Origin of the sequence: Stutzerimonas zhaodongensis, assembly GCF_003696365.1 — a bacterium.
GTDB lineage: Bacteria > Pseudomonadota > Gammaproteobacteria > Pseudomonadales > Pseudomonadaceae > Stutzerimonas > Stutzerimonas zhaodongensis.
On the sequence record NZ_RFFM01000001.1, the window covers coordinates 1,458,401 to 1,471,487 of the forward strand.

9 protein-coding genes are annotated in these 13,087 nt (G+C 56.8%); 7 read left to right on the plus strand and 2 right to left on the minus strand.

Annotated features, from left to right (window positions below):
- Window positions 1-303 precede the first annotated feature (303 nt).
- Window positions 304-1,020, plus strand: a complete 717-nt coding sequence (locus tag EA797_RS06685) for a 4'-phosphopantetheinyl transferase family protein (RefSeq protein WP_122164340.1) — start codon at window positions 304-306, stop codon at window positions 1,018-1,020.
- Window positions 1,021-1,173: 153 nt separating this feature from the next.
- Here the strand turns inward: EA797_RS06685 and EA797_RS06690 are convergent, their stop codons facing one another.
- The gene (locus EA797_RS06690; RefSeq protein ID WP_122164341.1) at window positions 1,174-2,799 is read right to left on the minus strand and encodes an ATP-binding protein; all 1,626 of its coding nucleotides are present in this window, start codon (window positions 2,797-2,799) and stop codon (window positions 1,174-1,176) included.
- Entirely contained in the window at window positions 2,796-3,515 is a 720-nt protein-coding gene (locus EA797_RS06695) for a winged helix-turn-helix domain-containing protein (protein WP_122164720.1), read from the minus strand. The genes EA797_RS06690 and EA797_RS06695 overlap by 4 nt, the downstream gene beginning before the upstream one ends.
- A gap of 1,044 nt (window positions 3,516-4,559) precedes the next feature.
- Here EA797_RS06695 and EA797_RS06700 point away from each other — a divergent pair.
- The 6 genes from EA797_RS06700 (at window position 4,560) to EA797_RS21975 (ending at window position 12,629) form a co-directional block, all read left to right on the plus strand.
- Entirely contained in the window at window positions 4,560-7,454 is a 2,895-nt protein-coding gene (locus tag EA797_RS06700; protein ID WP_122164342.1) for a ribonucleoside-diphosphate reductase subunit alpha, read from the plus strand.
- A 470-nt stretch (window positions 7,455-7,924) separates the two neighbouring features.
- Window positions 7,925-9,172 carry a ribonucleotide-diphosphate reductase subunit beta gene (locus EA797_RS06705; RefSeq protein ID WP_122164343.1) on the plus strand — a complete coding sequence of 416 codons (1,248 nt, stop codon included), beginning with the start codon at window positions 7,925-7,927 and terminating at the stop codon, window positions 9,170-9,172.
- Window positions 9,173-9,861: 689 nt separating this feature from the next.
- Window positions 9,862-10,380 carry a hypothetical protein gene (locus tag EA797_RS06710; RefSeq protein ID WP_122164344.1) on the plus strand — a complete coding sequence of 173 codons (519 nt, stop codon included), beginning with the start codon at window positions 9,862-9,864 and terminating at the stop codon, window positions 10,378-10,380.
- Complete coding sequence (locus tag EA797_RS06715; RefSeq protein ID WP_122164345.1) at window positions 10,373-10,867, plus strand: hypothetical protein; 495 nt, start codon at window positions 10,373-10,375, stop codon at window positions 10,865-10,867. The genes EA797_RS06710 and EA797_RS06715 overlap by 8 nt, the downstream gene beginning before the upstream one ends.
- Window positions 10,868-11,120: 253 nt before the next feature.
- Window positions 11,121-11,960, plus strand: coding sequence for a DUF6216 family protein (locus EA797_RS06720; RefSeq protein WP_122164346.1), 840 nt, complete (start codon window positions 11,121-11,123; stop codon window positions 11,958-11,960).
- Window positions 11,961-11,975: 15 nt separating this feature from the next.
- On the plus strand, window positions 11,976-12,629 hold the full coding sequence (locus EA797_RS21975) for a GIY-YIG nuclease family protein (RefSeq protein ID WP_122164347.1): 654 nt from the start codon (window positions 11,976-11,978) through the stop codon (window positions 12,627-12,629).
- Window positions 12,630-13,087 lie beyond the last annotated feature (458 nt).

A 13,087-nucleotide genomic window follows, 5' to 3' on the forward strand; every position in this document is an offset into this window, starting at 1 on the left:
AGCGGGGCCATCCCGGCCCCTACATGAATCCGTAGGAGCCAGCTTGCTGGCGATCAAAGGCAGCGGAAAACACCGATGCTACTAGTCGCATTGAAACTATGCGAAAAGCGCTGCGATGCGTGTGCTGGAGTTAGCGAAGAAACGGAGGGGCCATCACGGGCCCTAAATGAATCCGTAGGAGCCAGCTTGCTGGCGATCAAAGGCAGCGGAAAATACCGATGCTATTAGTCGCGTTGAAACTATGAGAAGCATGAGCGCGCGTCGCGAGCTGCGTCGGCCGCAGCAGTGAGGCACACTTACGCCATGACGCCTATTTCCCATCATCCAGCTTGCTGCTCACCCTTGCAGGATCACTGGCCGCTGCCCTTTGCCTTGCCGGGTGTGCAGCTCATCAGCACCCGTTTCGATCCCTCCCTGCTCGACCCAGAGGACTTCACCCGCTGCGGCGTGCCGGGCATGAGCGCCGTGAGCAAACGTCAGACCGAATTCCTTGCCGGTCGCCTCTGTGCCCGCGAAGCCTTGCGCAGGGCTACCGGCGAGCCCTGCACCCCGGCCGTGAACGAAGATCGTTCGCCCTGCTGGCCCACGGGAGCGGTCGGGTCCATAACCCATGGTGCCGGTTGGGCCGCGGCCGTCGTGGCACGCCATGAGCAATGGCGCGGTATCGGGCTGGATGTGGAAAAGCGGCTACCGCCCACCCGCGCCGACCGCCTCGTTGCAGAAATCCTCACGCCGCGGGAGCTGGAGGGTTACGTCGAGTTGGACGAGGCTCAGCGCGCACTGCTCGTGACCCTGACCTTTTCGCTAAAGGAAAGCCTGTTCAAGGCGCTCTATCCGCTGGTGAACAAGCGTTTTTATTTTCAGGAAGCCGAACTCATCGATCACGACAGCACCGGCCGCGCCCGCCTGCGTCTGCTGAGCGACCTGTCGGAAGAGTGGAAATCTGGCGCTGAGCTGGACGGGCAATTCGTGCAGTTCGAAGATGATTATCTGTTGAGCTTGGTGAGCATTCCGGCGTGAGCCGATGGCTATCACAGCCGCAACCCATATACGTGCTGCGATGCCCCTTACCGGGATCACCGTAGGATGGCGCATCACACCCCGGAGGCTGGTATCGCAGCGTCAACCCGTCCTACGTGCGTTACATCATTTCTGGCCGGACGAAATCGGGCCCTACAGGCTCGCCGATGCAGCTAGACCTACCGGTTGTCTGCGTGGCCATACCAGGCTGAAGCGTGCACCGCCAAGTTCGCTGTGGGCGATCAGTGAGCGGCCGCCATGCCAGTACGAAATGCGCCGAACGATGGACAACCCCAGGCCATGCCCGCCGGACGCGCGGGTGCGGCTGTCATCCAGCCGCAGGAACGGCGCGAAGACTTTCTCCCAGGCCTCTTCCGGCACGCCCGGGCCGTCGTCGTCAACCGCCAGCATGGCGCGCCCGGCGTCAATCGCGAAACTCACCTCGACCCGGGTTTCGGCATGCCGCATGGCGTTGGTGATCAGATTACTCAGGGCCCGGCGCAGGTAATGGGGTTCGGCCTCCACCAGGCTGCTGCCGTCCTCGGCCGTCTGGCAGCGGCCTCGCTCGACCTGCACATCGGGCCGCAAAGGGGCCAACTCGCCGATGACCTGATCAACCAGGGCGCCCAGATCTACCGTCTGAAAGGTGAGTTCCGGCGACCCCCGCTCCAGACGCGTGTACACCAGCATTTCATCCACCAGCCGGTCCAGATCGTCGATATCGCCATCCATGCCATCGAGGTATTTGTTGCGCGCTTCGGGCGTCTGCGCCGAGCTCGCCATCTCCAGCCCGAAGCGCAACCGCGCCACAGGCGTGCGCAGTTCGTGAGCCACAGCGCTGACCATCTCCCGCTGCACCGCGAGCAGACGCTGCAGGTGGCTGGCCATGCCATTGAATGCCTTTGCCAACCGCCCGACTGAATCGGTTCCGGCATCGGGCACGCGCGCCTCGAGGTGACCACCCGAGATCCGTGTCGCGGCGCGCTCGACACTGCGTAGTCGCCGCTCCAATTGGCGCACCAGCAGATAGACCATCAGCCCGATCAGCGACAGGCCCAGCACGCCGATCAGTACCAGCAGCTGCGGTGGATAGGGATTGAGCTGGTAAAGCGGCCCCAGCGCCATGATCCAGGAAGTACCCGAGATCGCCGCGAACACCCGGATGGCCTCGCCACCGCCCACCAGCGCCATGACTGTGTCGCCTTCATCCAGGCGGCGCCGCTGATCGTCGTCCAGACTGGCGCTGTTGCGGGTCAGCAACTCCAGGTCATAGCCGAAACCGCGGGCTTCCTTGAGCTCGGCCAGACGCTGGGGTTGTTCGTCTTCCGGATAGCGGATCAATTCGTCGATCAGCAGATAGATAGTAGCGCGCGCCAGTTGCTCGCTGAGCTGCTCGACCTCACCGGTCAAGGCCAGACGGTCCTCGGCGCTAACCAGGGAAAATATCGTCACGCTGCGTGGCCGCAACTGCTCGACCAGAACGTGCCCGCCTAGCAGCCTGCTTTCCAGCCGGCTTTCCAGGCTGATGTCTTCCAGGGTTCTTACGCGCAGCGGGATCCCCAGCAGGCGGCCCCAGAGATTGGCCGCCTGACGCCGCTCGATGGGGGTCATGCTGCTCATGTTGTGCGCCATCAGGCGGAAGGTCCCGCTGGCCAGCGCTTCGCGGTGCTTGTCCGCGCGCACCTCGTTCAGCAGGTGCAGACCGCCGGCGCCCAGCAGCCCGACCAGGACCAGAACGGCAAGCATGCCGCCGTAGATCCGCAGGAAGATCGAATTCACTGCAGCGCTTCAGCCGCTTCGGATACGAAGAGATAGCCCTTGCCACGCACGGTTTTGATCAAGCGGGGATGATCCGGATCGTCACCGATCTTTGGCCGAATGCGCGAGATTCGCACGTCGATGGATCGGTCCTGACCGTCGTATTCGATTCCGCGCAGCTCAGCGAAGATTTGCTCGCGAGACATGGTGCGGCCAGGATTCGACGCCAGCAGCCATAGCAGGTCGAACTCGGCACCGGTCAGCTCGATGCCCTCGCCTCGCAGCCAGGCTTCACGCAAGGCGTGGTCAACCACCAACGGGCCATACTGGATGCGCTTGCTTACCGGCGCAGGCGCCTCGATGCCTTCACGCCGCCGCAACAGTGCGCGGATACGTGCCAGTAACAAGCGTGGGCGTACCGGCTTGCAGACGTAGTCATCGGCGCCGATCTCCAGGCCGAGCACCTGATCGAGATCATCGGCGCGGGCGGTAAGCATCAGAATCGGGCCGTCGTAACGGTCGCGGACCTTACGGCAGATGGAGAGCCCATCCTCGCCCGGCAGCATCAGATCGAGCACCACCAGATCCGGCCGCTCCTCGATGATGCGTCCCGCCGCCACGGCGCCATCGCCTTCGATGGAGACCCGCAAGCCGTTACCCTCTAGATAATCGCGGGTCAGCTCGGCTAACCGTTGGTCATCTTCGACAATCAGGATGTTCCAAGACTCTTGATCCACCACGCGCCCTCCCCAGACACCGGCCGGCATTGTAGCGCCAGGAAACGGGCAGAGGGCAGCGGCAGAGGGACGGCACGGTTTGGAACGGCATCGCAGTTGGCACCCAGCATTGCGCCCGCCCTCCAGCTGCTTGTGTAGGGTGGTATTTGTCCTACCATTGGTGCCAGACCATAACTGGCCTACAGCCTGGCGTCGAAGCCGCATCGAGGCTGTGCCCCGCTCGTCGATCCTGATCCGTGTGCCCCTTCCGCCCTTCTGCGTTGCCCCATTCCAATGCGGTTGCGACTAAACAGCTGATGCCTATCTCAGGCAGGTGGGTCGCAATACCAGGCAGATAGCCACCATCCATCCACGCACGGTCGGTTTGCCGTCTCGCTGATGGCAGAACGCCGGAAATCCGCCTTTGACAAAACACCACATATAGTGTTTTGCCTTCAGCTCCTTCAGCTGCCGGAAAGCGCCGGTCGGGCACGCATTTCATCCGAACCCTGCGTAGCCCCGAAACGGCGCGGGCTGCGCTCAGATCGCGCACAGCTCACCCACATCTTATCCACAGGTTGTTCATTTCCAGCGTCTTGCACTGTGCGGGAAGCCTCACTATCGTGTCGCTCCTGGCGCCTTTTACCCCATATGTTGGGTGTATGGAGCGATGCAGACACAAACGCCGAGAAAAGCAAGAAAAATAATTCGCGCTGTTTTTTACCCCGCTCGCGCGCGCATAGGCCGTGAGTGAAGACCGCCGCAGACCGCCAATCTGCGCGCCCAACGTTGATTTTGCTCAAGCCCAGCAGTAGCGCATGCGCCAAACGCATCACACTACATGTTGTGTTTTGAGGTTGTGATCTTCACAACGCGTGACTATGCTTCGGCACACTCGATTCGCCACCTCCGGTGCCGGATCGTTTCCAGTTTTGAGGTACCCATGAGCCGGTACGCCGGGGCATGGTTCATGCAATACGAGACATGCAGCACTTGATCAAGGCCGCCCACGAAGCAGGCCTGACACCTAACGAGCTACCGAGACAGAGAGAATCCGGAGACCCCATGCAGAACGAGTCCATTCGCGAGAACCCGCACGCCGACAACAGCACGCTGGACCTGGCCGCCACCGCGCCGGGCCAGCTTCGCGTGATCAAGCGCAACGGTACAGTCGTCCCCTACACCGATGACAAGATCACCGTCGCCATCACCAAGGCGTTTCTCGCAGTGGAAGGCAACAACGCTTCTGCCTCGTCGCGCATCCATGACACCGTGGCCCGCCTGACCGAACAGGTCACCGCCACTTTCAAGCGCCGCATGCCTTCCGGCGGCACCATCCATATCGAAGAAATCCAGGACCAGGTCGAACTGGCCTTGATGCGTTCCGGCGAGCAGAAAGTCGCCCGTGACTACGTGATCTATCGCGAATCCCGTAGCCAGGAGCGCAAGCGCGGTGCAGTGGAAACGCCGGTTGACGCCCACCCGAGCATCCGCATCAAGCGTGCCGATGGCAGCATGGCGCCGCTGGATCTGGGCCGCCTGAACACCATCATCACCGAAGCCTGCGAAGGCCTCGAAGAAGTCGATGGCGCGCTGATCCAGAAAGAAACCCTCAAGAATCTCTACGACGGCGTCGAGCAGACCGACGTCAACACCGCCCTGGTGATGACCGCCCGTACTCTGGTCGAGCGTGAGCCGAACTACTCCTACGTCACCGCTCGCCTCTTGATGGACACCCTGCGCGCCGAGGCCCTGACTTTCCTTGAAGTCGCCGAGTCCGCCACTCATCACGAAATGGCTGACCTGTACGCCAAAGCGCTGCCGGCCTATGTGGAAAAAGGTGTGCAGTTCGAGCTGCTCGACCCGCGCCTGAAGGAATACGACCTGGCCAAGCTGGGCGCTGCGATCAACCACGAGCGGGACCAGCAGTTCACCTACCTCGGCCTGCAGACCCTCTACGACCGCTATTTCATCCACAAGGATGGCGTGCGTTTCGAGCTGCCGCAGATCTTCTTCATGCGCGTCGCCATGGGCCTGGCCATCGAGGAAGAACAGCGCGAAGCCCGCGCCATCGAGTTCTACAACCTGCTGTCGTCCTTCGACTACATGGCCTCCACGCCAACCCTGTTCAACGCCGGCACCCTGCGTCCGCAGCTGTCCTCGTGCTACCTGACCACCGTGCCGGACGACCTGGGCGGCATCTACGACGCCATCCGCGATAACGCCCTGCTCTCCAAGTTCGCTGGCGGCCTGGGCAACGACTGGACTCCGGTGCGTGCACTGGGCGCCTACATCAAGGGCACCAACGGCAAATCCCAGGGCGTCGTGCCCTTCCTTAAAGTGGTCAACGACACCGCTGTTGCGGTCAACCAGGGCGGCAAGCGCAAGGGCGCGGTCTGCGCGTATCTCGAAACCTGGCACCTGGACATCGAGGAATTCCTCGAGCTGCGCAAGAACACCGGTGACGACCGTCGCCGTACCCACGACATGAACACCGCCAACTGGATTCCGGACCTGTTCATGAAGCGCGTCTTCGACGACGGCAAGTGGACCCTGTTCTCGCCAAGCGAAACACCCGATCTGCACGACCTCACCGGCAAGGCCTTCGAAGAGCGCTACGAGTACTACGAAGCCCTGATCGAATACGGCAAGATCAAGAACTACAAGACCCTGCAGGCCAAAGACCTGTGGCGCAAGATGCTGTCCATGCTGTTCGAAACCGGCCACCCATGGCTGACCTTCAAGGACCCGTGCAACCTGCGCAGCCCGCAGCAGCACGTCGGCGTGGTGCACAGCTCCAACCTCTGCACCGAGATCACGCTGAACACCAACAAGGACGAGATCGCCGTCTGCAACCTGGGCTCGATCAACCTGCCTCGCCACATCGTCGACGGCAAGCTGGACACCGCCAAGCTGGAGCGCACCGTGCGTACCGCCGTGCGGATGCTCGATAACGTCATCGACATCAACTACTACTCGGTGCCGCAGGCGCGTAACTCCAACTTCAAGCACCGCCCGGTCGGCCTGGGCATCATGGGCTTCCAGGACGCGCTGTACCTGCAGCACATCCCGTACGGCTCCGATGCCGCCATCGACTTCGCCGACAAATCCATGGAAGCGGTCAGCTACTACGCCATCCAGGCCTCCTGTGACCTGGCCGACGAGCGTGGCGCCTACGAAACCTTCCAGGGTTCTCTGTGGAGCCAAGGCATCCTGCCGCTGGATTCGCAGCAGATCCTCATCGAAGCGCGTGGCCAGAAGTACATCGACGTCGACCTGACCGAGTCCCTGGACTGGGCCCCGGTGCGTGCCCGCGTCAAGAACGGCATCCGTAACTCGAACATCATGGCCATCGCGCCGACCGCGACCATCGCCAACATCACCGGCGTGTCGCAGTCCATCGAGCCGACCTACCAGAACCTGTACGTGAAATCGAACCTCTCGGGCGAGTTCACCGTGATCAACCCCTACCTGGTTCGCGACCTCAAGGCGCGCGGCCTGTGGGACGCGGTCATGATCAACGACCTCAAGTACTACGACGGTTCCGTGCAGCAGATCGAGCGCATCCCGCAGGAATTGAAAGACCTCTACGCGACCGCCTTCGAAGTGGAAACCAAGTGGATCGTCGACGCCGCCAGCCGCCGCCAGAAGTGGATCGACCAGGCCCAGTCGCTGAACCTCTACATCGCCGGCGCCAGCGGCAAGAAGCTGGACGTGACCTACCGCATGGCCTGGTACCGTGGCTTGAAAACCACCTACTACCTCCGTGCCCTGGCCGCGACCAGCACCGAGAAGTCCACCGTCAACACCGGCAAGCTCAACGCCGTGTCCAGCGGTGGCAACGGCAGCGCCAACGCTGCTCCGGCGAAGGCTGCGCCAGCGCCCGAAATGTCAGCCGGCCCGGCACCGGTGCCAAAGGCGTGCGCAATCGACGAACCGGATTGCGAAGCCTGCCAATAAGTAGTTAAGGAAGTCGCAGTCCCCAGAGCGGACCGCGCGTTGTTGCCCGGCAGGCCGGCCCCCATCACGTACATGCGTACGCTCAGGGGCTCCGACCCGCCAGGCGCCTAGCGCTGCCTCGCTCTAGAAACCGCTCACACCGAGCCACCGCTGCGTCTGCTGTTGATTAGCTTTTCGTAGGAGCGAGCTTGCTCGCGATCCACTACTCGCCAACGCCGGGGTCTGGATCGTTAACCAAGTCCGACGCCACCTCAAATCCAGTCCCCTCGCCCCTCCGGGGAGAGGGCTAGGGTAAGGGGCAGCCCACCAGACAACACAAAGGCCGGGCCCAAACCCCGACCTGATACAGAACACCAAGGGCGCAGGGCACCACCACCCTCCCCCCAAAAAACACCCGCTTTTGCGTGCAAACCAAAAGCCACCAGACATTTTCGACCGGCCGCGCCGGTCCCCAATCAGGAGACACCTCCATGCTGAGCTGGGACGAATTCGACGAAGAAGACACCACTACCGCGCAAGCCGCTCCTCAAGCCGCTGCTGCAAATACTGATGCGCCGGCCAAACTCGACCAGGACGCCGCCGGCTCCGTCGAAGAAGCCCGCGCCGTCGCCGCTGACGACTCCGCTGCCGTCGCCCGCGCCAAAAAGGCTCTGGACGATCTCGATATCCAGGAAGGCCTCGACGAACTGGAAGGCGAGTCCGCCCGCGTTCACGTCGGCGACAAGCAGATGATCAACGCCCGCGCCGACCTCAACCAGCTCGTACCCTTCAAGTACGACTGGGCCTGGCAGAAGTATCTGGATGGTTGCGCCAACCACTGGATGCCGCAGGAAGTGAACATGAACGCCGACATCGCCCTGTGGAAGACGCCGGATGGCCTCTCCGAGGACGAGCGCCGCATCGTCAAGCGCAACCTCGGCTTCTTCTCCACCGCCGACAGCCTGGTCGCCAACAACCTCGTGCTGGCCGTGTACCGCCTGATCACCAACCCCGAGTGCCGTCAGTACATCCTGCGCCAGGCCTTCGAAGAGGCGATCCACACCCACGCCTACCAGTACTGCATCGAATCGCTGGGCATGGATGAAGGCGAGATCTTCAACATGTACCACGAGATCCCGAGCGTCGCGAAGAAAGCCTCCTGGGGCCTCAAGTACACCCGCTCCATCTCCGACCCGACCTTCCAGACCGGCACCGTCGAGACGGACAAAGAGTTCCTGCGCAACCTCATCGCCTACTACTGCGTCCTGGAAGGCATCTTCTTCTACTGCGGCTTCACCCAGATCCTCTCCATGGGCCGCCGCAACAAGATGACCGGCACCGCCGAGCAGTTCCAATACATCCTGCGCGACGAGTCCATGCACCTGAACTTCGGCATCGACGTGATCAACCAGATCAAGATCGAAAACCCACACCTGTGGGACGCCGCCATGAAGGACGAAGCGACCCAGATGATCCTTCAGGGTACGCAGCTCGAAATCGAATACGCCCGCGACACCATGCCCCGCGGCGTCCTCGGCATGAACGCCTCGATGATGGAGGACTACCTCAAGTTCATCGCCAACCGTCGCCTGACGCAGATTGGCCTGAAGGAAGAGTATCCGGGCACTACCAACCCGTTCCCGTGGATGAGCGAGATCATGGACCTGAAGAAGGAGAAGAACTTCTTTGAGACAAGGGTGATTGAGTATCAGACGGGTGGGGCGTTGAGCTGGGATTGATGGCTCGCTGACATCAGAGTAGATTGATCCTACACCTGCCATGGATGTTGGGGTTAAAGCTTAGAAAAAGCCCCGCTTAGTGCGGGGCTTTTTTATGGAGAAGTCATGCAAATCACTGGTCACCTTACATTCTTTAATATCAATTCTTGTGGAACCTACCGTTATGCAGGCAAAGAACCCATAGCGTGCCTTCCAACAGAGCTTTTTGCGCTAATCAAAGAATGGCGGAGCACAGTCGACTTTGAAAACTCACTACCTTGGTCACCCAAAAAAAAAATAAACCTCAATGCAGGCTGCGGGACATATATAAAAGCCCGATCAATAGCGACTACATACTGACGTTATGGAAAAGTGATTCTGACTCCACGGGCCAGTCTGTTGGTGTAATAGAGGGTGAAGGCACGGTCATAACCAGGTCCGATAAACATCTAGGGAAAACAGTGATCTGGGGAAAACCGTGTTATTACTGGATCATCCCGCAATACAATTTGATAGCCTCGATCAAATTTGAGCATTCAAGAACTGACTCAGAGCTATTCCAAGACTGGATAACTAGCTCAGTAAATAATCGAATCGAAATCCCAGGCTCCACAAAAAAAACAAACGACAACGGTTATGTTCAATTTATAAGAAGTGACAACTCCAAAGAAAATGAAGACGCCACTATAAAAACCATATTCCGATTTGACATGAGCATCAAAAGCATCAAAACAAACGATGCACGTCTTCAAGAGCTATCGCAAAATACAACCCACATTATTCGCAAAGAGAGAATTGAGCTCACAGAGATTGATGAACGTCCAGAATTCCTGAAGCTTCTTGGGCGCATCCCTCAAGCTCTTTCTAGCGCACCTAACGAAAAAAACAAGCTCCAGCGAAAAATTGAAATAAAAATCGAAGCGCAACCTACACCCGAAGAAATTAAAAACATTATCGAAAGTTGCTCTTTAGAAATCACACCTGACGACCGCGAGTTTACCAACGTCGGCTTTGTCACTAAGCGTGGCGGAATAAAATGGGCTGATGAATTCAGAATGACCGAAAGTATTTTCATGGATGACTTAGGCCATAAAATCCTGCCAGGTGACGTTATTTACGCAAAACTTGCGCTGGAGCGAGAAAAATATTTAAACCCGATTATTGCCGAAATAGCTAGAGAGGCTGTCCTCACACCAGACAGCGGAGTGTCGGAGGCCCAAAGTGCTTAGACTTATAATCTCTCTAATTTTACCCGCCATTGTAGGTGCGACCATCTACAAACTGGGAATAAACTTTTCGACGGTCGGCATTCAAAAAACCTCTGACATAACACTATCCATCTCCGGAATGATATTTACAATCATGGGCGTATGGATCGCCTTTATATACCCCAACGCAATACTTAGGTTAAAAAGCAAAAAATTAGAACCCACTGACTTTACCGAAAACGAGGAGGAGAAGGAACGTCTAGGGCGAATTGTGGGCTCTATTATTCAGTCCTCTCTCGTAGCAACAGCCATCTTAATAGCAAATTTATTAAGCGCTGCTTTTGATAACCCACTACAACAAAGCACAACACCAGCGATAGCAGCCATCATAATTTCTGCAGCGATTTTACAGATCGAAGGCGTTATCCAAGTAATTCGTTCAAACATAGATTTTTTAAACGATTTGCACAGCAAATCATCAAGAAAAAAGACGGAACAACAACTATAAGCAAAGATAAGTCGAAGATTTATTTCTTCGTCACCCTTTTCTACCGTTTCGCCCTTACGGCGAGTTACTTTCTCTTTGCTCGCGCGAAAGAGAAAGTAATCAGCGAGGTAGCCTGGAAGAACGGGTGGAAAAGGCTTCACCGTTTTTACGAGATGCTGCTGCGCTGGATGAATTTTAACAAACCCTCGCAATTATCGGACAAGCGGCAGCCGCACATGGAAGAATAATGTACGCAACCTCATAGGAGAGAGCAATGAAAGAGACTTTTTACTGGGCAACTTCAAATGTTACAACCTTAGCGAGTATTGCAAACGCCATCTTCGTTACGGTTGTTTTTATTACAATTTATCTAAGGGCGGGATCTGTGCTTTTCATGCGAGACCGTATCTGGGTGCTCCTCGGAGGCAAGAGCAAGTTCAACATAAATTCATTTCAAAGACTAAGAGACAATGAAAGGGAGCTTGAGCATTTTAGGTTTGAATTCGGCGTGCCAGCGATCGATTTAATAGAGGCCGAATCTTTCGAACGCTGGGTCACAACTAAAAACCTGCCATTACGGGAAATAAGTCGCGCAAGTAAGTACATTGACTGGAGTGATTTCGCAGACCTCAAGATTAAACACAGGAACTTTAGGGCTCGAAAGTTCTTCGCAGCACTGGGCGCAATATTCATATATTTACTGATGACCCTCAGTTTCGCGCTAGGGAGCTCTAAATACGTAATGGCGAGCCTTCCCAACACTAGTTATTTCTACTTATCTGAAAACAATATCAAGTTTTCGCTGCTGAGTGACTATTCATTAAATTCCCAAACCTGTGACTCACCTCAGATTCTATCCAGTATTAGCAAGGAAAGTGGTTTTACTACCCTAAGACTTAGCGAATTTTGTAACGACCTCCCCAAACCAGAGACTAAGGAGAGAATTAATAAAAGTCTTGTTGCGCAACGAATTGCGCTGCTGACATTAGGTTTTTTTAGCCTTGCCTCTTTCTTTTTACTTATTAGATATGTGTCTAGAGTTTATGCGGCCCTAAGACTGAAAGACAGGCTAACAAATATGGATAAACCGCGCTCAACCGCCTCAACTGATTAGCAAGGTAGCGTAGCAATGGAAACGAACCTTAGCTTCCCCGATGTAATACGTATAATCCTTAAAGATCATCCATTGGGGCTAACCCCCCAAGAAATCAGAGAAATAGTTAAGTCTAGCTACCCATTATACTACGGCACGGAATCTCACCATCGGAACGTATTGAACGGAAACTACAAAGATCTCGATCATGCGCTGCTGGCTAGAATATATATTGGCTGCCGCAACGCTCGCGATATATTTGTTGATAAAACCCAAAAGCCTCACCGCATGTCATTAGAGGTCGCCGCGGAACCGAGCGAGTTTGAGGCCGAAGAATCCATAGAAGGAGAAAGCCTAGAGAAGCTCGCCAATGACGTAGGTACTCTCTACGTACTCGGCACTAATCTTTTTACTGCGGATGGAATGGAAATAATAAAAATCGGAATCACGACAGGTGCCATAGAGAGGCGTATAACACAACTCTATACCACCGGGGTCCCTTTTCGTTTTCGCGTCATATCGCAGCTTGAAACATCGAACTACTCAAAGCTTGAGCAAGGTCTGCATTGCTTGTTTGACCGCTACCGGATCAATAAAGCTCGGGAATTTTTTACGTCCGAGTGCCTTGAACACATTGACGACCTGATTCACATTCATAACAAAATAGAACGATCTCGCTTAAAACCCTAATTCGATATGCAACGAGGTAGCCTGGAAGAAATGGCGTAGCGAGGTAGCCGGGGAAGCACGCGTTCTGGCACGTCGATGCATCGGCGGTGTGGGCGGGTGTGATGGCGTAGGGTGGATAACGCTTCGCTTATCCACCGAAACCAAGCCACCGCCAACACCACGCTCAAGGATGAGCTGCCATGGCTCGATACCACCGCGCACAGGTGCCGGGCGCAACTTATTCCATGGCCAGTTCGCATAATCGTCAAAGCAACCCACAGGTTAGCCATCTCGACTAACTGCGGCACCACGCTAATCGCCTCTGACATCCCTCTAGAGAAAACCGATACTGGAAAAGGGGACAGATTTATTTTCTAGTCCCCTACCTACGCTCTTCCTGGCGGAAACGGCACCCAATCCGCTGACTTTTCTCCTTGTTCGCTTCAACAACCGTCAGTCAGGGAACGACAAAAACCTCT

Excerpts from the sequence above, each read along its gene's own strand:
- EA797_RS21975 (WP_122164347.1), top strand. The coding sequence starts at position 11,976 with ATGGAAACGAACCTTAGCTTCCCCGATGTAATACGTATAATCCTTAAA.
- EA797_RS06710 (WP_122164344.1), top strand. The coding sequence starts at position 9,862 with ATGAGCATCAAAAGCATCAAAACAAACGATGCACGTCTTCAAGAGCTA.
- EA797_RS06720 (WP_122164346.1), top strand. The coding sequence starts at position 11,121 with ATGAAAGAGACTTTTTACTGGGCAACTTCAAATGTTACAACCTTAGCG.
- EA797_RS06700 (WP_122164342.1), top strand. The coding sequence starts at position 4,560 with ATGCAGAACGAGTCCATTCGCGAGAACCCGCACGCCGACAACAGCACG.
- EA797_RS06705 (WP_122164343.1), top strand. The coding sequence starts at position 7,925 with ATGCTGAGCTGGGACGAATTCGACGAAGAAGACACCACTACCGCGCAA.
- EA797_RS06685 (WP_122164340.1), top strand. The coding sequence starts at position 304 with ATGACGCCTATTTCCCATCATCCAGCTTGCTGCTCACCCTTGCAGGAT.